18 protein-coding genes and 1 riboswitch are annotated in these 20567 nt (G+C 72.8%); of the genes, 3 read left to right on the top strand and 15 right to left on the bottom strand.

Translation table 11 applies throughout. The features are described from left to right. Positions 1–28: 28 nt before the first annotated feature. From carB to pyrR, 6 genes are read right to left on the bottom strand one after another with little or no spacing between them, the layout of a single operon-like run. A complete protein-coding gene (carB, locus tag ACFVUY_RS20600; RefSeq protein ID WP_387731731.1) occupies positions 29–3337 on the bottom strand; it encodes a carbamoyl-phosphate synthase large subunit in 3309 nt (1102 codons plus the stop codon). Continuing rightward, positions 3330–4487 (bottom strand): glutamine-hydrolyzing carbamoyl-phosphate synthase small subunit, encoded by a 1158-nt coding sequence (carA, locus tag ACFVUY_RS20595; RefSeq protein ID WP_387691975.1) that lies wholly within the window; start codon positions 4485–4487, stop codon positions 3330–3332. The genes carB and carA overlap by 8 nt, the downstream gene beginning before the upstream one ends. After that, positions 4484–5047 carry a hypothetical protein gene (locus ACFVUY_RS20590; protein WP_387691973.1) on the bottom strand — a complete coding sequence of 188 codons (564 nt, stop codon included), beginning with the start codon at positions 5045–5047 and terminating at the stop codon, positions 4484–4486. Before ACFVUY_RS20590 ends, carA begins: the two co-directional genes overlap by 4 nt. Continuing rightward, positions 5047–6351: a dihydroorotase gene (locus tag ACFVUY_RS20585; RefSeq protein ID WP_380542689.1), complete on the bottom strand. Its 1305-nt coding sequence runs from the start codon at positions 6349–6351 to the stop codon at positions 5047–5049. Before ACFVUY_RS20585 ends, ACFVUY_RS20590 begins: the two co-directional genes overlap by 1 nt. Beyond that, on the bottom strand, positions 6348–7325 hold the full coding sequence (locus ACFVUY_RS20580; protein WP_387691970.1) for an aspartate carbamoyltransferase catalytic subunit: 978 nt from the start codon (positions 7323–7325) through the stop codon (positions 6348–6350). The genes ACFVUY_RS20585 and ACFVUY_RS20580 overlap by 4 nt, the downstream gene beginning before the upstream one ends. 5 nt (positions 7326–7330) lie before the next feature. Beyond that, positions 7331–7954 carry a bifunctional pyr operon transcriptional regulator/uracil phosphoribosyltransferase PyrR gene (gene pyrR / locus ACFVUY_RS20575; RefSeq protein ID WP_359897432.1) on the bottom strand — a complete coding sequence of 208 codons (624 nt, stop codon included), beginning with the start codon at positions 7952–7954 and terminating at the stop codon, positions 7331–7333. A 330-nt stretch (positions 7955–8284) separates the two neighbouring features. Between pyrR and ACFVUY_RS20570 the strand changes: the two genes are divergently transcribed. Beyond that, positions 8285–8788, top strand: a complete 504-nt coding sequence (locus ACFVUY_RS20570) for a transcriptional regulator (protein ID WP_030056198.1) — start codon at positions 8285–8287, stop codon at positions 8786–8788. A gap of 154 nt (positions 8789–8942) precedes the next feature. Here ACFVUY_RS20570 and ACFVUY_RS20565 read toward each other — a convergent pair whose 3' ends face one another. The 6 genes from ACFVUY_RS20565 to ACFVUY_RS20540 all read right to left on the bottom strand — a co-directional run bounded on the left by ACFVUY_RS20565 (position 8943) and on the right by ACFVUY_RS20540 (position 14658). Beyond that, positions 8943–9860 carry a hypothetical protein gene (locus ACFVUY_RS20565; RefSeq protein ID WP_387691968.1) on the bottom strand — a complete coding sequence of 306 codons (918 nt, stop codon included), beginning with the start codon at positions 9858–9860 and terminating at the stop codon, positions 8943–8945. Between the two features lie 133 nt (positions 9861–9993). Next, the gene (locus ACFVUY_RS20560) at positions 9994–10818 is read right to left on the bottom strand and encodes a thioesterase family protein (protein WP_387731727.1); all 825 of its coding nucleotides are present in this window, start codon (positions 10816–10818) and stop codon (positions 9994–9996) included. 142 nt (positions 10819–10960) lie between these two features. Further along, positions 10961–11398, bottom strand: a complete 438-nt coding sequence (nusB, locus tag ACFVUY_RS20555) for a transcription antitermination factor NusB (RefSeq protein ID WP_359897437.1) — start codon at positions 11396–11398, stop codon at positions 10961–10963. Between the two features lie 4 nt (positions 11399–11402). Next, complete coding sequence (gene efp, locus ACFVUY_RS20550; protein ID WP_359897438.1) at positions 11403–11966, bottom strand: elongation factor P; 564 nt, start codon at positions 11964–11966, stop codon at positions 11403–11405. Positions 11967–12043: 77 nt separating this feature from the next. After that, on the bottom strand, positions 12044–13150 hold the full coding sequence (locus tag ACFVUY_RS20545; RefSeq protein ID WP_387731722.1) for a M24 family metallopeptidase: 1107 nt from the start codon (positions 13148–13150) through the stop codon (positions 12044–12046). Positions 13151–13542: 392 nt separating this feature from the next. Next, positions 13543–14658 carry a HoxN/HupN/NixA family nickel/cobalt transporter gene (locus ACFVUY_RS20540; protein ID WP_387691963.1) on the bottom strand — a complete coding sequence of 372 codons (1116 nt, stop codon included), beginning with the start codon at positions 14656–14658 and terminating at the stop codon, positions 13543–13545. A 30-nt stretch (positions 14659–14688) separates the two neighbouring features. Next, a riboswitch (cobalamin riboswitch) is annotated at positions 14689–14902 on the bottom strand. A gap of 82 nt (positions 14903–14984) precedes the next feature. On the opposite strand from ACFVUY_RS20540, the gene ACFVUY_RS20535 reads away from it, so the two are divergent. Together ACFVUY_RS20535 and ACFVUY_RS20530 are read left to right on the top strand one after the other, a co-directional pair. Beyond that, positions 14985–15368, top strand: a complete 384-nt coding sequence (locus tag ACFVUY_RS20535) for a metalloregulator ArsR/SmtB family transcription factor (RefSeq protein WP_359897441.1) — start codon at positions 14985–14987, stop codon at positions 15366–15368. A gap of 58 nt (positions 15369–15426) precedes the next feature. Continuing rightward, positions 15427–17100 (top strand): hypothetical protein, encoded by a 1674-nt coding sequence (locus tag ACFVUY_RS20530; protein WP_387731720.1) that lies wholly within the window; start codon positions 15427–15429, stop codon positions 17098–17100. Positions 17101–17108: 8 nt separating this feature from the next. Here the strand turns inward: ACFVUY_RS20530 and ACFVUY_RS20525 are convergent, their stop codons facing one another. From ACFVUY_RS20525 to ACFVUY_RS20515, 3 genes are all read right to left on the bottom strand, one after another. After that, on the bottom strand, positions 17109–19115 hold the full coding sequence (locus tag ACFVUY_RS20525; protein WP_387731717.1) for an AAA family ATPase: 2007 nt from the start codon (positions 19113–19115) through the stop codon (positions 17109–17111). Between the two features lie 70 nt (positions 19116–19185). Next, positions 19186–19512 (bottom strand): putative quinol monooxygenase, encoded by a 327-nt coding sequence (locus ACFVUY_RS20520; protein ID WP_387731714.1) that lies wholly within the window; start codon positions 19510–19512, stop codon positions 19186–19188. Positions 19513–19649: 137 nt separating this feature from the next. Continuing rightward, a complete protein-coding gene (locus ACFVUY_RS20515) occupies positions 19650–20459 on the bottom strand; it encodes an Fpg/Nei family DNA glycosylase (protein WP_387731711.1) in 810 nt (269 codons plus the stop codon). Positions 20460–20567: the final 108 nt, after the last annotated feature.

Raw genomic sequence — 20567 nt, 5'->3', positions numbered from 1 at the left:
TGTTCCGGTGCCCCCCACTGCGGTGGTGCTACTTGCGGCCGGCGTTGATCAGCTCGGCGTGCTCCTGGAGCGACATCACCCCGACCTCGTCGCGCAGCAGCGCGTCCATGCCCTGCACGGCCGCGCCCATCGCCTGGACGGTGGTCAGGCAGGGCACCGCGCGGGCCACGGCCGCGGTGCGGATCTCGTAGCCGTCGAGGCGGCCGCCGGTGCCGTACGGCGTGTTGATGATGAGGTCGACCTCACCGTCGTGGATCAGCTGGACGATGGTCCGCTCGCCGTTCGGGCCCTCGCCCTCGCTGTGCTTGCGCACCAGCGTGGACGGGATGCCGCCGCGCTGGAGCACCTCGGCGGTGCCGGCGGTGGCGAGCACCTCGAAGCCGAGGTTGACCAGCGCGCGGGCCGGGAAGACCAGGTTGCGCTTGTCCCGGTTGGCCACCGAGACGAAGACCTTGCCCTTGGTCGGCAGCGCGCCGTACGCGCCGGACTGCGCCTTCGCGTAGGCGGTGCCGAACACCCTGTCGATGCCCATGACCTCGCCGGTCGAGCGCATCTCCGGGCCGAGCACCGTGTCCACCCCGCGGCCGTGGATGTCGCGGAAGCGGCTCCACGGCATCACGGCCTCCTTGACCGCGATCGGCGCGTCGGCGGGCAGCGTGCCGCCGTCGCCCTCGGCCGGGAGCAGGCCCTCGGCGCGCAGCTCGGCGATGGTGGCGCCGAGCGAGATCCGGGCGGCGGCCTTGGCCAGCGGCACGGCGGTCGCCTTGGAGGTGAACGGGACGGTGCGGGAGGCGCGCGGGTTGGCCTCCAGCACGTAGAGGATGTCGCCGGAGAGGGCGAACTGGATGTTGATCAGACCGCGGACGCCGACACCGCGCGCGATGGCCTCGGTGGAGGTGCGCAGGCGCTTGATGTCGTGGCCGCCGAGGGTGATCGGGGGCAGCGCGCAGGCGGAGTCGCCGGAGTGGATGCCGGCCTCCTCGATGTGCTCCATGACGCCGCCGAGGTAGAGCTCGGTGCCGTCGTAGAGCGCGTCGACGTCGATCTCCACCGCGTCGTCGAGGAAGCGGTCGATGAGCACCGGGTGCTCGGAGATCAGGCCGGCGTGGCGCTCCAGGTAGGAGGCGAGCGAGGCCTCGTCGTAGACGATCTCCATGCCGCGGCCGCCGAGCACGTAGGACGGGCGGGCGAGCACGGGGTAGCCGATCTCGTCGGCGATCGCCTTGGCCTCCTCGAAGGAGAAGGCGGTGCCGTGCTTGGGGGCCGGCAGGCCGGCGTCGCGCAGGACGCGGCCGAAGGCGCCGCGCTCCTCGGCGAGGTCGATCGCCTCGGGCTGGGTGCCGACGATCGGCACGCCGTTGTCCTTGAGCGCCTGGGCCAGGCCCAGCGGGGTCTGGCCGCCGAGCTGGACGATCACACCGGCGAGCGGGCCGGCCTGCTGCTCGGCGTGGACGATCTCCAGCACGTCCTCCAGGGTGAGCGGCTCGAAGTAGAGCCGGTCGGAGGTGTCGTAGTCGGTGGAGACGGTCTCCGGGTTGCAGTTGACCATGACGGTCTCGTACCCGGCCTCGGCGAGCGCGAAGGAGGCGTGCACGCAGGAGTAGTCGAACTCGATGCCCTGGCCGATGCGGTTCGGGCCGGAGCCCAGGATGATCACGGCGGGCTTGGTGCGCGGGGCGACCTCGTTCTCCTCGTCGTAGGACGAGTAGAAGTACGGGGTCTTGGCGGCGAACTCGGCGGCGCAGGTGTCGACGGTCTTGAACACCGGGCGGATGCCGAGGGCGTGGCGCACCTCGCGGACCACGTCCGGCTTCAGGCCGCGGATCTCGCCGATCTGCTGGTCGGAGAAGCCGTGCCGCTTGGCGTGGCGCAGCAGGTCGGGGGTGAGCTCGGCGGCCTCGGCCAGCTCGCCGGCGATCTCGTCCAGCAGGAAGAGCTGGTCGACGAACCACGGGTCGATCTTGGTGTACTCGAAGACCTCCTCCGGGGTGGCGCCGGCCCGGACGGCGTCCATCACGGTGTTGATCCGGCCGTCGGTCGGCACGACCGCCTTGGCCAGCAGCTCCGCCTTGTCGCCGACGGGGCCGGTCCAGGAGAACTGGGAGCCCTTCTTCTCCAGCGAGCGCAGCGCCTTCTGAAGCGCCTCGGGGAAGTTGCGGCCCATGGCCATGGCCTCGCCGACGGACTTCATGGTGGTGGTCAGGGTGGCGTCGGCGCTCGGGAACTTCTCGAACGCGAACCGCGGCACCTTGACGACGACGTAGTCGAGGGTCGGCTCGAAGGAGGCCGGGGTCTGCTCGGTGATGTCGTTGGGGATCTCGTCCAGGGTGTAGCCGACGGCCAGCTTGGCGGCGATCTTGGCGATCGGGAAGCCGGTGGCCTTGGAGGCGAGCGCCGAGGAGCGGGAGACCCGCGGGTTCATCTCGATGACGATGACCCGGCCGTCCTCGGGGTCGACCGCGAACTGGATGTTGCAGCCGCCGGTGTCGACACCGACCTCGCGGATGACGGCGATGCCGATGTCGCGCAGGATCTGGTACTCGCGGTCGGTGAGGGTCATCGCCGGGGCGACGGTGATCGAGTCACCGGTGTGCACGCCCATCGGGTCGAAGTTCTCGATGGAGCAGACGACCACGACGTTGTCGTTCTTGTCGCGCATCAGCTCCAGCTCGTACTCCTTCCAGCCGAGGATGGACTCCTCCAGGAGCACCTCGGTGGTCGGCGAGAGGGTCAGGCCCTGGCCGGCGATGCGGCGCAGGTCCTCCTCGTTGTGGGCGAAGCCGGAGCCGGCGCCGCCCATGGTGAAGGAGGGGCGCACGACGACCGGGTAGCCGCCGAGCGTGTCGACGCCGGCCAGCACCTCGTCCATGGTGTGGCAGATGACCGAGCGGGCGGACTCGCCGTGGCCGATCTTGGCGTTGACGGCCTCGACGACGCCCTTGAAGAGCTCGCGGTCCTCGCCCTTGTTGATCGCCTCGACGTCGGCGCCGATCAGCTCGACGCCGTACTTCTCCAGCGTGCCCGCCGCGTGCAGCGAGATCGCGGTGTTGAGCGCGGTCTGGCCGCCCAGGGTCGGCAGCAGCGCGTCGGGGCGCTCCTTGGCGATGATCTTCTCGACGAACTCCGGGGTGATCGGCTCGACGTAGGTGGCGTCGGCGATCTCCGGGTCGGTCATGATCGTGGCCGGGTTGGAGTTGACCAGCACGACCCGCAGGCCCTCGGCCTTGAGGACCCGGCAGGCCTGCGTACCCGAGTAGTCGAACTCGGCGGCCTGGCCGATCACGATCGGGCCGGAGCCGATCACCAGGACGGACTTGATGTCACTGCGCTTAGGCACGCTGGCCCTCCATGAGCTTCACGAAGCGGTCGAACAGGTAGGCGGCGTCGTGCGGACCGGCGGCCGCTTCGGGGTGGTACTGCACGCTGAAGGCGGGGACGTCGAGCGCCTGCAGGCCCTCGACCACGTCGTCGTTGAGGCAGACGTGGGAGACCTCGACCCGCCCGTAGGGGGTGTCGCTCACCTTGTCCAGCGGGGCGTTCACGGCGAAGCCGTGGTTGTGGGCGGTCACCTCGACCTTGCCGGTGGTGCGGTCCTGCACCGGCTGGTTGATGCCGCGGTGGCCGTACTTGAGCTTGTAGGTGCCGAAGCCCAGGGCGCGGCCGAGGATCTGGTTGCCGAAGCAGATCCCGAAGAACGGGGTCCTGCGCTCCAGCACGCCCTGCGCGACGGCGACCTGGTGGTCGGCGGTGGCCGGGTCGCCCGGGCCGTTGGAGAAGAAGACGCCGTCCGGGTTGACGGCGTAGACGTCCTCCAGGGTGGAGTTGGCCGGCAGCACGTGCACCTCGATGCCGCGCTCGGCCATCCGCTGCGGGGTCATCGCCTTGATGCCGAGGTCCAGCGCGGCGACGGTGAAGCGCTTCTCACCGATCGCGGGCACCACGTACGGCTCGGTGGTGGCGACCTCGGCGCACAGGTCGGCGCCCTTCATCTCGGGCGACTGCTGCACCCGGGCGAGCAGGGCGGCCGGGTCGGCCAGCGCCTCGCCGGAGAAGATGCCGCAGCGCATCGCGCCGCGCTCGCGCAGGTGGCGGGTCAGCGCGCGGGTGTCGATGCCGCTGATGCCGACGACGCCCTGGTTGACGAGTTCCTCGTCGAGCGAGCGGCGGGAGCGCCAGTTGGAGGCGACCCGGGCGGGGTCGCGCACGACGTAGCCGGCGACCCAGATCTGCTTGGACTCGTCGTCCTCGTCGTTCCAGCCGGTGTTGCCGATCTGCGGGGCGGTCATCACGACCACCTGGCGGTGGTACGACGGGTCGGTGAGGGTCTCCTGGTAGCCGGACATGCCGGTGTTGAAGACCGCCTCGCCGAAGGTCTCGCCGATGGCGCCGTAGGCCTGTCCGCGGAAGGTCCGGCCGTCCTCCAGGACGAGCACGGCAGGCACTCGTTCCCGCCGTTGGCGCTGCGTGGTGGGGGCAGGTGCGGTCATTGCGCGGCCTCTTCCGTCTTCGTCTTCGTACGTGTTGCGAGTTGAGCGATCGCCTCGACCCAGGCGGCGTGCTCGTCGGGGTGGTCGGCCCGGAAGCCGGAGTCCAGCTCGGTGCCCTCGTGGGCCCAGCTGACGACGAGCAGTCCGGAGGGGACGACCTTGCCGGCGATCCCGGAGTCCGTGCGGGCACCGGTCAGGTGCTCGGCCGGGATCCAGAAGTCGACGTCACCGGGGCGCTGCACCAGCAGGCCGTTCTCGCCGAGGGTGAGGTCGGCGCGGCTGCGGGTGCCCAGGCCGTGGGCGACGACCCGGTCGAGCCAGTTCCCGGCGGTGGTCGTGCCGTGGTACCGGCCGCTGGTCTCCAGGATGGTGCGCCCGGCGCGGTCCGGCACGGCCGGCAGCGGCGGGATGCCGGACTGCAGGGTGCGCCGCCAGTTCCAGCCCTGGCGCATCAGCCAGTAGATCAGGCCGATCACGATCAGCAGGCCGACGGACCAGCCGATGTAGCCGGGCCAGTCGGTGACCTTCGCCTGCTCCTGGGCGAGCGTGGCGTGGAGCATCACTCCGTGCCGCCCTGCTCGGCGAGCTCCCCGGCCAGCACGGTGGCGCGCCCGCGCAGGAAGGTGGCGTGCACCCGTCCGGGCAGGTCCAGGCCCTTGTAGGGGGTGTTGCGGCTGCGGGTGGCGAAGCTGTCCGGGTTCACGGCTCCACGGTACGCGGGATCGAACAGCACCAGGTTGGCGGGCTCACCCACCGAGATCGGCCGGCCGTGGCCGCTGAGACGGCCGATCCGGGCCGGGCGGTGCGACATCCGGTCGGCGACGGCCTCCCAGTTCAGCAGGCCGGTGTCGACCATGGTCTGCTGCACGACCGACAGCGCGGTCTCCAGGCCGACCATGCCCATCGCGGCCACGGCCCACTCGCAGTCCTTGTCCTCGGCCGGGTGCGGCGCGTGGTCGGTGGCGACGGCGTCGATGGTGCCGTCGGCCAGCGCCTTGCGCAGCGCCTGGACGTCCTCAGCGGTGCGCAGCGGCGGGTTCACCTTGTACACCGGGTCGTAGGTGCGGACCAGCTCGTCGGTGAGCAGCAGGTGGTGCGGGGTCACCTCGGCGGTGACGTCCCAGCCCTTGGACTTGGCCCAGCGGACGATCTCGACCGAGCCGGCGGTGGAGAGGTGGCAGACGTGCAGCCGGGAGCCGACGTGCGCGGCGAGCAGCACGTCGCGGGCGATGATCGACTCCTCGGCGACGGCCGGCCAGCCGCCGAGCCCGAGCTCGCCGGAGACCTGGCCCTCGTTCATCTGGGCGCCCTCGGTCAGCCGCGGCTCCTGGGCGTGCTGAGCGACGACGCCGTCGAAGGCCTTGACGTACTCCAGGGCGCGGCGCATCAGCACCGCGTCGTCCACGCACTTGCCGTCGTCGGAGAAGACCCGGACGCCCGCGGCGGACTCGTGCATCGCGCCGAGCTCGGCGAGCTTCTTGCCCTCCAGGCCGACGGTGACGGCGCCGACCGGCTGCACGTCGCAGTAGCCGGACTCCTGGCCGAGCCGCCAGACCTGCTCGACCACGCCGGCGGTGTCGGCCACCGGGGTGGTGTTGGCCATCGCGTGCACGGCGGTGAAGCCGCCCATCGCGGCGGCCCGGGTGCCGGTGAGCACGGTCTCGGCGTCCTCGCGGCCGGGCTCGCGCAGGTGGGTGTGGAGGTCGACCAGGCCGGGCAGGGCGATCAGCCCGGTGGCGTCGATCTCGATGTCCGCCTCGACCGTCAGGCCGGTGCCGATCTCCTGGATCACGCCGTCGGCGAGGTGGAGGTCCTGCGGGGCGCCGCCCAGGATCTTGGCGTTGCGGATCAGGTAGCTGGTCACTGGGCGGTCTCCACGGAGTCGGTGCGGGCGGTGTCGGCGAGGGTGGCTCCGCCGAGCAGCAGGTACAGGACGGCCATCCGGACGGAGACGCCGTTGGCGACCTGCTCGATGGCGGTGCAGCGCGGCGAGTCGGCGACCTCGGCGGTGATCTCCATGCCGCGGACCATCGGGCCGGGGTGCATCACGATCGCGTGGTCCGGCAGCTGGGCCATCCGGCGGCCGTTCATGCCGTAGCGGCGGCTGTACTCGCGCTCGGTCGGGAAGAACGCGGCGTTCATCCGCTCGCGCTGCACCCGCAGCATCATCAGCGCGTCCGTCTTGGGCAGCACGGCGTCGAGGTCGTAGCTGATCTCGCAGGGCCAGTTCTCGACCCCGATCGGCAGCAGCGTGGGCGGGGCGACGAAGGTGACCTGCGCGCCGAGGGTGTTCAGCAGGTGGACGTTGGAACGGGCGACCCGGCTGTGCAGGACGTCGCCGACGATGGTCACCCGGCGCCCGGCCAGGTCGTTGGCGCTGCCCGGGTTGAGGTGGCGGCGCATGGTGAAGGCGTCGAGCAGCGCCTGGGTGGGGTGCTCGTGGGTGCCGTCACCGGCGTTGATCACGCTGCCGTGCAGCCAGTCGGACTGGGCCAGCCGGGCCGGCGCGCCGGAGGCGTGGTGGCGGATGACCACCGCGTCGGCGCCCATCGCCTGGAGGGTCAGCGCGGTGTCCTTGAGGCTCTCGCCCTTGGAGACCGAGGAGCCCTTGGCGGAGAAGTTGATGACGTCGGCCGAGAGGCGCTTCTCGGCGACCTCGAAGGAGGTCTTCGTCCGGGTGGAGTCCTCGAAGAAGAGGTTGACGACGGTGCGGCCGCGCAGCGTGGGCAGCTTCTTCACGGCCCGGCCGGAGAGCTGGGCGAGCTCCTCGGCGGTGTCCAGGATCAGCAGCGCGTCGTCGCGGCTGAGATCGGCGGCGGAGACGAGGTGGCGCTTCACGCGGGTTACTCCGGGAGGTGCGGTTCGGAAGACTGGGGTGCCAGGGCCTGCGAGCTGCGGGCGGCGAAGTCGCGGTCGCCGACCAGGACGGCGTCCACACCGTCGCTGTCGGACAGGCGCACCTGAACGGCCTCGCGCAGCGAGGTGGGGAGGTTCTTGCCGACGTAGTCGGCGCGGATCGGCAGCTCGCGGTGGCCGCGGTCGACCAGGACGGCGAGCTGGACGGCGCGCGGGCGGCCGATGTCGTTCAGCGCGTCGAGCGCGGCGCGGATGGTCCGGCCGGAGAAGAGCACGTCGTCGACGAGGATGACGAGCTTGCCGTCGATGCCGCCGGGCGGGATCTCGGTGTGCTCCAGGGCGCGGGCGGGCTTCAGCCGCAGGTCGTCCCGGTACATGGTGATGTCCAGGGTGCCCAGCGGGATCTCGCGCCCGGTGATCTGGGCCAGCCGGCCGTGCAGGCGGCGGGCGAGGTGGACGCCCCTGGTGTGGATGCCGAGCAGCACGACGTCCTCCGCGCCCTTGGCGCGCTCGACGATCTCGTGCGCTATCCGGGTGAGGACCCGGGCGATGTCCGTGCCGTCCAGCACCTGGTGCGGTGCCCGGGGCGTCGGTTCATGGTGTGTGGTCATGCCGAAGCGGACCTCCTTCCCCGCCTCACGGGACGGGTCTTAAAGGATGTCTGGGACTGCCCCCGCCGACCGGGCGCGGGCTTCGGGCCATCCTAGCAGCGCGCCGGATCGCAAACAGACGGCCATCATTCCGCTTCCCGGGGTTAACACTCCGGACGCGCCGACGATGCGGGCCATTCGCACGACTGCCCCATTCGGCTTGACGCAACTACCTTACTCTACGTAACCTCACAGTGAGTTACGAGACGGACGTCGGACCCACCGGTAACGGCGTCGGCAATCGCCCGTGACCCACCACTGAACGCGAAGCAATCTCGTCCGGGGAGATCAATGTCCAGCGACTACGCGAAGCAACTCGGAGGCAAGCTCCGAGCGATCCGCACTCAGCAGGGTCTCTCCCTGCACGGTGTCGAGGAGAAGTCCCAGGGGCGCTGGAAGGCAGTCGTCGTCGGCTCGTACGAGCGCGGTGACCGTGCGGTCACCGTGCAGCGGCTGGCCGAACTGGCGGAGTTCTACGGCGTCCCGGTGCAGGAGCTGCTGCCCGGCGGTACGCCCGGCGGCGCGGCCGAGCCGCCGCCGCGCCTGGTCCTCGACCTGGAGAGACTGACCCAGGTCCCTTCCGAGAAGGCCGGCCCGCTGCAGCGCTACGCGGCGACCATCCAGAGCCAGCGCGGTGACTACAACGGAAAGGTGCTGTCGATCCGTCAGGACGACCTGCGCACCCTGGCCGTCATCTACGACCAGTCGCCGTCGATCCTCACCGAGCAGCTGATCTCCTGGGGCGTGCTGAACCCCGACGCGCGCCGCGCGGTGCGCGAGGAGGACGCGAGCTGAGGCTCGCCGCACCGGCTCCCGCCGGCGGATCCAGGGACGACCCGGCCTGATTTCCGGTCGTACCCGCAAGCAGAAACGTCACGGCGCGGCTCCCCTGACCGGGGGGCCGCGCCGCGGTGTCGGGGCCCCGGGACGGGGCCCCGCGGCGGAGCCGTCAGCAGACCGTTCCCAGGCTGTAGCCGGGCTGCGCCGCCACGCCGTCCAGCCGGACCGGCCGCTCGGCCGGCGCCCACTCCTGCCCGCCGCTCGACCAGGCCCAGGAGGCCTGCAGGTACTCCCCGCAGGAGGCGGCCGAGCCCTGCGAGCCGTGCAGCACCGCGACGCCCGGCAGCTCCAGGGCCAGCCCGGTGCAGAGCACCGCGCAGACCAGCTCCAGGTCCTCGTCGTTGATCCGGACCACGCCGTCCTCCCACTGAAGGACCCGGGCCGCGGCGGTCAGCTTCCCGCCGGGCGCGTCCACCCGCAGGCGCAGCTCGTACACGCCGGCCCCCGCGCCGACCAGCATCCGGCGGAACACCTCGCCGCCGCGCTGGTAGGCGGCGCGCACCCAGGCGGCGTGCTCCTCGTCGGGCGCGCCCGCGCCCCCGTACAGGCCCCCGTCGAGCAGCAGGTCGGCGTGGCAGAGCGTCAGCCCGTTCTCCCGGGCGCGCACCAGGCGGGGCACGAAGTCCCCGGCCAGCTCCTCGCCCTGATAGGCCATCAGCTGGGTCTGCAGGGCCGGGTTGACCAGGTAGCGGTCGCGGGCGGCGGGCTCGGCCGGGTCCAGCCCGTGCAGCACGCAGAACTCCTCGAAGTCCTGCGGGTGGAACATCCGGGCCCGGACGGTGTCGAACCGCTCCAGCGCCTCGGCCAGCAGCTCGGCGGTGTCGGCCAGGTAGCGCTCGTGGTCGGGGGCGTCGGAGATCCCCCAGGCACGGGCCCGGGCGAAGTCCGCGGCGTTGGTCAGCACCCCGATGACAAAAGCCTGCTCGGCGCCGCCGGCCCGCTGTGGCCGGTGCGACGCCCGCACCGCGGGCCGCGAGCCGCCGGCGGTGCAGTCGGAGTTACGGCGGGCGCGACCCTTTTGACTCATCGGTGGCTCCTGGCTTCGGGGGTTGACGGTCCGCGGCACGCTCGCCGCTGACCGTCTTCCTCCCCATCCGCGCGCGCCGCACACGTACGGCGTGTCACAGGAATGTAACCACCGGTAATGCGGGGCCGCCGGGTCAGGGGCGGGGCGCCCGGGCCAGCTGGCGGGACTGCGCGACCAGGCGGCCGGACTCGTCCCAGACCTCCGCGTCCTCCTCGAAGTAGCCGCCGGCCAGGTTGCGGGTCGCGTGGGTGACCCGCAGCCAGCCGGGCACGGGCCTGGCGCGCAGGTGGACGGTCAGCTCGATGGTGGGCGCCCAGCCCGGCATGCCGAGGTCGAAGGTGACCGGCGGCAGCGCGTCGGCGACCAGCAGGAGCAGCAGCGGGTCGGGCTCGCGGCCGTCGGCGAGCCGGAACCAGCCCTGGATCCGCCCGTTGCCGGAGGGCTGCCCGAGCGCCCAGCCGATGGTGGCCGGGTCCAGCCGCAGGTCGAACCGCTCCAGCAGGGCGGCCTGGGCGATCAGCTCCTTGGGCGCGTGCTCGACGCCGATGCACTCGTCCGGCGGCGGCAGCTGCGGCGGCCGCGCGCTGGTGCGCACCTCGCCGTCGGCGGTGGCGAGGTCGCCGTGGCTGGCCACCACCCGCAGCCGCTCGACGCCGTCCTGGCTGAGCGAGGCGGTGCCGGTGGACAGGCCGCGGCCGGTGCGCAGCACCTCGGTGCGGACGGTGGCCGGGCCGGGGGTGGAGGCGGACAGGTAGTAACCACTGATCGACACCGGGTCCGGGTGGGTGCCGTGCTCCAGCGACAGCGCGTGTCCGGCCACCGCGAGCAGCAGTCCGCCGTTCACCCCGCCGCCGATCTGCCAGCCGGCGCCGAGCTCGGCGTCGTAGCGGCCGGCTTCCTCGGGGTGCCTGGTCAGGGCGATGCCCTGGTCGAACTCGCTGCGGATCGCGGTGGTCATCTGGGGGGACCTGCCCTTCACGCGTGGTTCCGGACGTCAAGTTACTGACAAGTAGGTCCCCACCCTACGCCGACCGGGTGAAACGCGGAACGGCCGCCGGACACCTGTTCGGGTCCGACGGCCGTCCGCGAGGTCCACCCGTCTACCGGCGGATGCTCGGCTTCAGCTCCAGGAAGCGGGCGAGCATGCCGTTGACGAAGGCCGGGGAGTCGTCCGTGGAGAACTCCTTGGCGATCTCGACGGCCTCGTCCAGGACGACGGCGTCCGGGACGCCGTCCTCCCAGATCAGCTCGTAGGCACCGAGCCGCAGGACGTTGCGGTCCACGATCGGCATCCGGTCGAGCGACCAGCCGACGGAGTACTGCTCGATCAGGTCGTCGATGCGACGAGCGTGCTGGACGTACCCCTCGATGAGCTCCATGGTGTACTCACCGACCTGCGGGGTGCCCTCGTCGGGCCTGGGCTCGCGGGCGCGGGCCACCCAGTCGGCGAGGACCTGCTGCGGGTCGACCCCGCGGTGGTCGGCCTCGAAGAGGATCTGGAAGGCCCTGGTGCGGGCCTTGCTGCGTGCGGCCGACACGGACTTACTTCACCCGGCCGAGGTAGCTGCCGTCGCGGGTGTCGACCTTGACCTTCTCACCCTTGGTGACGAAGAGCGGCACCTGGATCTCGGCGCCGGTCTCCAGGGTGGCCGGCTTGGTGCCACCGGTGGAGCGGTCGCCCTGGACGCCCGGCTCGGTCTCGGCGATGGTCAGCTCGACCGCGGCCGGGAGCTCGATGTAGAGGACCGAGCCCTCGTTCTGCGCGACGAGGGCCTCGAAGCCCTCCAGCAGGTACTTGGCGGCGTCGCCGACGACCGACGGCTCGATGGTCAGCTGGTCGTAGGTGTCCATGTCCATGAACACGAAGTTCTCGCCGTCCTTGTACGAGAACTGCATGCCGCGCTTGTCGACGTTGGCGGTCTCGACCTTGGTGCCCGCGTTGAAGGTCTTGTCGACGACCTTGCCGGTCAGGACCTCCTTGAGCTTGGTACGCACGAAGGCCGGGCCCTTGCCGGGCTTGACGTGCTGGAACTCGACGACGGACCAGAGCTTGCCGCCCTCCAGCTTGAGGACCATGCCGTTCTTGAGATCGTTCGTGGAAGCCACGGGCGCACTAACTCCTGTATAGCTGTCAAGGAACCAAGGGATTGCGTCCTGCCTCCCACGGCCCCGGGGGGCCGCGGTCACAGGGCGAGGAGCTCCTTGGTGGTGATGGTGAGCAGCTCGGGCCCGCCCTCTTCGAGGGGGCGCACGACGAGCGTGTCCTCGATCCGGACGCCGCCCCTGCCCGGGAGGTGGACCCCCGGACCGACGGTGACCGGCACGCGGCTGTCCAGTTTACCCATGTCCGACGGACCGAGGCGCGGCGCCTCCCGGATCTCCAGCCCGACGCCGTGGCCCACCGGGTGCGGGGAGGCCTCGGTGTGGCCGGCCGCCTCCAGGACCTGCCGGGCGGCCCGGTCGGGCACGCACTGCTCCACGCCCGGTCCGAGCGCCTCCCGCCCGGCTCGCTGGGCCCGGAAGACCAGCCGGTGCAGCTCCACCTGCCAGGGCGCGGGGGCCGCGCCGATCACGAAGGTGCGGGCGGTGGAGACGCCGTAGCCGCGGTACTGGGCGCCCATCACCACGGTCAGGAAGTCCCCCTCCTCCACCCGGCGGTCGGTGGGCTGGTGGGCGGCCTGGCCGGAGTGGCTGCCGGTGCCGACCGAGACCGGGAAGGCGGCCCGGTCGGCGCCGTGGTCGATCATCCGGCGCTCCAGCTCCATCGCCAGGTGCCGCTCGGTGCGGCCGACCAGGATCGACTCCAGCAGCTCGCCCAGCGCCTGGTCGGCAATCTCGGCGGCGATCCGCAGGTCGGCGATCTCGTGCTCGTCCTTGATCACCCGCAGCCGCTCGACCGTCTGGCCGAGGTCCACCAGCCGGGCCCCTTCGCTCAGGCCGCCCACCGCCCGGTGCCGGGTGACGGTCAGGTCGTGCTCCTCCACCGCCAGTCCCGACACCCCGGACCGCGCGGCGACGGCCGCGACGGCCAGCGCGGAGTCCGCCCCGGCCGCCACCGGGAGCCGGGTGACGTCCGGGGCGATCAGGTGCTCCCCGGTGTCGTCCGGCGGCAGGTCGTCCGGCAGCGCGAGCAGCGCCCGCTCCCTGGTCAGCAGCAGGCTCGCCCCGCAGGGCGCGCAGCCCGTCAGGTACCGCACGTTCGCCGCGCGGGTGATCAGCGCCGCATCGGCCCCGGCCGCACTGCAGTGCTCCCTCACCCGCTCCCGCCGCCCCGCGTACGCATCCGCCATGCGTCGAGCCTACGAACCCCCGGCCCGAAGCGCCCGCCGAGCACCCCCGGCAGAACCCCCAATACCCCTTGCACGCCCCCCTGCGCGACCGCGGCACCGTCCCCTCGGACCCACGCCCCGCCGCCCGCCGCCCGCCGCCCACGCAGCGTGCCGCCGAGGGGCCCCGCACCCCCCGGCGGCCCCTCGGACCCGACCGACCGCTACGCTCCGTCACGAATCTGTCACTGCCGGTCCTGTGCGAGTGCGACCCGGTCGCCGGCCGGCACGTCGACTTCCGCGAGGAGCGCCGACCCGGGGCGCACCCGGCCCCCGGAACGCGAACGGCGCCTCCCCACCGCGGGGAGGCGCCGTTCCGGCGTGCGCGGGCAGGCCGCTGCTCGCGGCCGGGCGGCTCAGGAGCCCTCGGGTGTCCAGCGCTTCTCGACCCCGGCGAGCTTCCAGTACCCGATCGCGATCGCCCAGACGACCACGAACAGCCCGGCGATGGCGTAGCCGACGTTGTCCAGCGAGATGTCGGCGATGAAGCCGGTGACCGGGTCGGTCAGATCGAGCTTCTCGTGCAGCACCCCGACCAGCTCGATGGTGCCGATGACGAAGGCCACCGCGATCGACAGACCGGTGATGGTCAGGTTGTAGTACACCTTCCGCACCGGGTTGGCGAAGGCCCACTGGTACGCGAAGTTCATGAACGTCCCGTCCAGGGTGTCGAACAGGCTCATCCCGGCCGCGAACAGCAGCGGCAGGCAGACGATCGCGTACCAGGGCAGCCCGGAGGCGGCGCCCGAGCCGGCCATCACCATCAGGGTGACCTCGGTCGCGGTGTCGAAGCCCAGCCCCAGCACCATGCCCACCGGGAACATCTGCCCGGGCCGGGTGATCGAACGGGTCGCCCGGTTCAGCACCCGGGCCATGAAGCCGCGCGAGTCGAGGTGCGCCTCCAGCTCCTTCTCGTCGAACTTTCCGGCCCGCATCGAGCGGAACACCCTGAGGATGCCGAGCAGCGCCGCCAGGTTGAGCGCGCCGATCAGGTAGAGGAACACGCCGGAGGTGGTCGTCCCGATCACGCCGAGCCACTTGTGGGTGGTCGACTCGTCGTCCATCAGGGTGTTCGCCAGCTGCGCGCCGCCCGCCACCAGGGCGGCCATCACCACCACCATCGAGGAGTGCCCGAGGGCGAACCAGAAGCCCACCGAGACCGGGCGCTTGCCGTCCGCCATCAGCTTGCGGGTGGTGTTGTCGATCACCGCGATGTGGTCGGCGTCGAAGGCGTGCCGCATCCCGAGGGTGTACGCGGTGATACCCAGGCCCACCCCGAAGACCTGGGTACCGACCGCGTACTTCTCGGGTGCGACCAGGAAGATCAGCGTGCCGAAGGCCACCACGTGCATGGCCACGATCACCGCCATCAGCCCGGCGGTACGGACGGTGTCCTCGCGCCGCCACTGGAAGCTGGGCAGCGCGGAGGGGGCCGGTTCGGCCCCGGCGGCAACGGTTTCGGGCAGGGTCATCTGCGGATCACGCTCCAGCACCTCGTGGAAAACCTCGTGAGATGCCGTGGCCGGTCTCCTGGCTGACGGGACGCCCGTACCCGCCTTCCCAAGCGCGCGAGGCGCCCAGTGGCTCCATGGGTACGGACGACGTTCCTCCGCGGACGGAGGAACGACCCGATCACAGTGGCGAGGGCCGCTCCGGGCTGGGACCCCTGAGGGTCCGTCACCGGTCTTCCCGAGCACCACGGCGGGGAACACCGTAGGGGCCACGCCCCGACCCGTGCAAGGTTGCGCACCTGCGCAGGTGTCCAGGATCACAGACCGCCGCCTGCGAGAATGTCCGCATGCATCTCGTACCGGCCGACCGCGCGGGCCACCGCACCATCGACGGGCACCGGGTCTGCGAGGCCATCGCCGCGATCGGCGACCCGGCCCACGTCCGGTCCTGGGCCGAGCGGTTCTCCCTGCTCGCCGACCCCGGCCGGCTCGCCCTGCTGCTCGCCCTCCACCGGGCCGGGCCGCTCGCCGTCACCGACCTCGCGGTCGCCACCGGCATGCGCGACCCCGCCGTCTCCCAGGCCCTGCGGCTGCTCCGCACGGCCGGCGTGGTCACCGGCGACCGGGACGGACGCGTGGTGCGCTACCAGCTCGTGGACGAGGCCATGCGCCCCCTCCTCGACGAGTGCGCCGCCGGCGAACACCACGAGCCCACCGCGGCCACGGGCTGACCCACCGGCCCGGCCCCGGAACCGCGCCGCGGCCGGAGCGGATGAGTACGATCATGACGTGCCGTCCCGCCCCCACGCCTGGCCCGCCGACCGGTGGAACACCCGACCGGTCAGGGCCCGCGTGCTGGCGGTCGCCCGCACCCTCACCTCGGCCACCCGGGTCCTGGACGTCCTGACCCTGCTGAACCCGGACGGCATCGAGCGGTACTTCACCGTCAACCCCGGCTCCGCCTTCGCCGACCGCGCCCTGGACGAGTACCTGCACGGCCTGCCCGGCTTCACCGTGCTGGACTGGGAGGACGCCGTCAGCCGCCGCTTCGACCTGGCCGTCGCCTGCGCCGTCCACTCCTCCATGCACCGGCTGGACGCCCGCCTCGTCGTCCTCCCGCACGGCGTCGGCTACAACCGGCTGGTCACCGAGTCCACCGGCGACACGGTCACCGCCGCGGGCCTTTCCCGCAACGAACTCACCCACCGCGGACGGGTATTCGTGGACGTCCTCGGCCTCTCCCACCCCGAGCAGCTGGACCGGCTGCGGGTCTCCTGCCCCGAGGCGCTGGACGTCGCCCGGGTGGTCGGCGACCCCTGCTTCGACCGGATGCTCGGCAGCCGGCGCTCCCGCGACGGCTACCGCGCCGCGCTCGGTGCCACCGGCGGCCGACGGCTCGTCGTCGTCAGCTCCACCTGGAGCGAGCACTCCTTGTTCGGCCGCCGCCCGGACCTCCCCCGGCGGCTGGTCCGCCGGCTCCCCGCCGACGAGTACACGGTGGCCGTCGTCCTGCACCCCAACGTGTGGAGCCGCCACGACCCCGAGGCGCTGCTCGACGACGCCCGCCGGATGGGCCTGCGCCTGATCCCGCCCCACCAGGGCTGGCAGGCCGCGCTCGTCGCCGCCGACTGCGTGATCGGCGACCACGGCTCGGTCACCGTCTACGGCGCCGCCCTGAACCACCGCACCCTGCTCGTCGCCACCGGCGCCGCCGAACTCGACCCCCGCTCCCCCGGCTACGCCTTCGGCCAGGCAGCGCCCGTCCTCGACCCGGACGGGGACCTCGCCGCCCAGGTCGAACAGGCCCTCGCCCGGGACCCGGCCGACCTGAGCGCGATCACCGACCGCTCGCTCGCCCACCGCGGCGAATCCGCCCGGCTGCTGCGCCCGCTGCTGCACTCCTTCCTGGCCGGGCTGGACGAGCCCGGGGACGAACCGGCCCTGCCGCCCTACCCCAGGCCGGCCCCGTGCCCCGGCACCGTCGACCGGCCCACCGCGTACGACGTCGAGGGCCGGAGCGAGGGCACCGAGGTCGGCCTGCGGCGCTACCCCTTCGACCCGCACGACCACGCTCCGCGCGGCTTCCACGCCCTCACCGACGAGCACCCGGGCGACGCCCTGCGCTACACCGCCGAGGTCCTGGCCCGCACCGAGGTGCACGCCGAACTCCCCGCCGCCCGCTGGCTCGCCGACTCCGCCGCCGAACTCCCCGGCCTCGCCGTCGCGGTGGCCGCCCTCGGCCCGGCCCGCCACCTGCTCCGACTGCGCACCGGCCTGCTGCTGGAGGCCCGCGCCGAACCGGACTGGACCTGCCCCGACCCCGCCGTCGACCCGCTGCTGCTCGGCTCCGCCGTGGCCTGCTGGCTCGCCGACGGCGGCGACCCGGCCGGCCTCCCCCGGCACGGCCTCACCGTCCGCACCGGCGAGCACCGCACCCGGGTGTCCTTCCGCACCGGCCCCTGAGAAGGGCGCTACTCCGGCAGCTCCCGCAGCCGCGCCCGGCTGCGCTCCGCGAGCTCCGCGTCGTCCAGCTCCTCGGCGAGGGCGAGCAGCAGGGTGTGGGCCTGCGCCTCCTTCGCGTACTGGCCGCGCTCCTCGGCCCGCCGGGCGCAATCGCCCGCGTGGGCGGCGGCGAGCTCCGGCTGCCCGAGCGCCCGGTGGGCCCGGGCGCGGACCAGCGGCAGCTTCATCAGCATGTCCTCGTCCCGTGTCCGCTCGGCCTGCGCGGTGGCCTCGGCCAGCCGGGCCAGCGCCTCCTGCGCGCGGCCGTCGGCGATCAGCGCCTGCGCCAGGTTGTAGCTCTGGACGATCTCACCGTGCTCGTCGCCCCGGTTCGCCGCCAGGGCCAGCGTGAACCGCCGCACCGCGTCGCCCGGGCGGCCGTCGGCCAGGCAGAGCAGACCGTCCGTCTCGTGGAGCACACCCACCACCCGACGGTCGGTCACCAGCGGGACCTGCTCCGCGGCGAGCGCCAACTGCTCGGCGGCGAGCCGGTATTCCTTGCGGTCGAAGTGGGCCCGGGCGAGCTGGTTGCGCATCCGGACCACGGCGGCCGGCTGGTTGTCCCACTGGGCCGACTCGATGCCGAGCCGGTGGGTGGCGATCCAGTCCTGGTAGAGCCTCCGGTCGTGGTACAGCAGCCAGAGCGACTCGCACAGCCGCCACACCTCGCCGTGCCACCCCTGCCGGGCCGCCTCCTCCACCACCGCGCGGAAGTTGGCCCGTTCCGCGTACAGCCACTCCAGGGCCGCGGTGTCGGAGGCGAAGCGGGGCAGCTCGTCGCCGCTCGGGTCCTGCAGGCGGAGCCTGCTCCCGGCCATCGCACGGTCGGCGACCGAGGCCCGGCCCCGGTAGTACGCCACGACGGCGGCGAGGAGTTCCCCGCGGTCGGCCAGTTCCCGGGTCCGGCCGTAGGCGTGCAGCCGCACCACGTCGTGGGCCCGGAAGCGGTCCTCGCGGTCGCCGTCCACCACCTCGTCCAGCACGTGGACGCCCCGCAGCTCCCCGATCGCCTGCCCGGCCCGCTCGACGCCGACCGCACGCGCCAGTTCGGCGGAGACGAAGGGGCCGGGGTGCACGCCGATCAGGTGGTAGAGCGCCCGGCCCGGCGCCGACAGCCGCTCGTAGACCAGGTCGTAGGTCGCGCCGAGATCGCTCTCCTCGTCCTCCAGCATCGCCAACCTGCCCTCCCGGTCGTGCAGTTCGGCCACCACCCGGCCGACCGGCAGGTGGTCCCGGTCCAGCAGCTGGCTCCCGACCGCGTTCAGCGCGAGGGGCAGCCCGCCGCACAGCTCGACCAGTTCCGCCAGTTCCCCGTCGGTGCCCCGCCCCGGGCCCACCCAGCCGCGCACCAGCTCGGCACCCGCCCTCGCGCTCAGCGGGCCGAGCCGGCGCACCACGGCGCCGTCCGTCCGCAGCGCCGGCAGCCGCCGCCGGCTCGCGACCACCACCAGCCCACAGGCCGGGAGCAGCGCACGGACCTCCGCGGCGTGCTCGACGTTGTCCAGGAAGAACAGGCACCGGCGCTCGGCGGTGGCGGTGCGGAACGCCGTGAACCGCTCGGCCTCCGCGGCCGGGGGCTCGGTGCCGAGGGCGCGCAGGAATCCGGCCAGCAGCTCGGGGAGGTCCACCCCGCCCTGGTGCCGGTAGGCCTTCAGGTCGGCGTAGAGGTCCCCGCCCGGGAAGTGCTCCCGGTGCTCCTCGGTGAACCTCGCGATCAGCTCGGTCTTCCCGACCCCGCCGAGGCCGGTGAACACCACGACCCCGAGTCCGCCCTCCACGACCCGGCCCAAGGCCTCGGTCAGCGCGGCGAGTTCCGGCTCCCGATTGACGAACGGGCCGTGCGGGGACCGGATCTGATGCGGCCTCGGCACCGCCCGCGGCTGGTGCAGGTGCAGCGCCCCGATGCTCCCGGCCTGCACCACGTGGCCGCCCACCGTGGCCCCCGACACGGTGTTGGCCACCTCGTGCCGCTCCATCCGCCTGCTCCCTCCGGCCGGTCGGCCCCAGCCTACGGGCTGGGCACCCGGCCGGAGGGGCACTCGGACGTCACCGGGGGGTGATCTCGCCCATCTCCGCCCAGCCGTCCAGGCCGGGGATCTCGGTCGAGACGATCCGGGGCTTGGCGGCCACCGCGTACGACAGGTCCTCCATGGCCTTGGCGAAGTGCGCGGACTCCACGTGCTCCTTGCCCGCGTCGCCGTCGCGGAACGCCTCGACCAGGACGAACTCGTTGGGGTCGTCGACGCTGCGGGACCACTCGAAGAAGAGGTTGCCGGGCTCCTGGCGGGTGGCCCGGGTGAACTCGTCGACCAGGCCCAGCCACTCCTCGGCGCGCTCGGGGCGGACCGGGAACTTGACCGTGATGAAGATCATGGGACTTCCTTTCGCTCCACGTTCACACGTGGCCGTGCGGACAGGGGCGCGCGACGCGGCGCGCTCGACGTCCATCGTCGCAGCTCAGAAGGGCTGTCCACGACACGGGGGCAACACGCGTCACGACCGGGCGCCCGTCACGCCGACTGGCAGCCCGGGCACCAGAAGAGGTTGCGGGCGGCGTGCTCCTCCGTCCGCACGTCGGTGCCGCAGACCAGGCAGGGCATGGCGGCCCGCCGGTAGACGTACACCTCGCCGCCGTGGTCGTCCACCCGGGGCGGGCGGCCCATCGCCTCGGGGGTGTGCTCCGGGCGGACGGTGTCGATCCGGCCGGCGGTGACGCCCTCGCGCATCAGGGCGACCAGGTCGGCCCAGACCGCGTCCCACTCCCGGCGGGTGAGGTCGCGCCCGGCCCGGTGCGGGTCGATGCCGTGGCGGAACAGCACCTCGGCCCGGTAGACGTTGCCCACCCCGGCCAGCACCTTCTGGTCCATCAGCAGCGCCGCGACGGTCGTCCGGCTGCCCGATATCCGGCGCCAGGCGGCCTCCGGGTCGGCGTCGGCGCGCAGCGGGTCGGGGCCCAGCCGGGCGGCGACGGCGGCCTTCTGCCCCTCGGTGACGAGCGCGCAGGTGTTGGGACCGCGCAGGTCGGCGTAGCCGTCCTCGCTCTCCAGCCGCAGCCGGATCAGCCAGACCGGCTCGGGCGCCGGGCCGGTGCCGAAGGTGAAGCCGCCGTAGAGGCCGAGGTGGACGTGCACCCAGGCGCCCTCCTCGAAGCCGAGGAAGAGGTGCTTGCCGGTGGCCGCCGCGCCGGTGAGCAGCTGCCCGTCGATCACCTTGGCCTCGTCGGCGAACCGGCCCTGCGGGCTGGAGACCCGCACCGGGCGGCCGCCGAAGGCCTTCCGGTTCTCGGTGGCGAGGCGGTGGATGATGTGGCCTTCGGGCACGGGCGTCGGCTCCTCCGGGCGCGGCGACATGACCCGTCCATCATCGCAGCCGGCTCCGACAGCTCCGCGACGCCGCAGGCCGGCGGCCCGGCGGGCCGGGAAGGGCGC

It is taken from the genome of Kitasatospora sp. NPDC058063 (genome assembly GCF_042885395.1).
Classification (GTDB): Bacteria; Actinomycetota; Actinomycetes; order Streptomycetales; family Streptomycetaceae; genus Kitasatospora; species Kitasatospora lactacystinica.
Note: the sequence above shows the minus strand (reverse complement) of the source record. Positions and strands in the feature narration are given on the sequence as shown.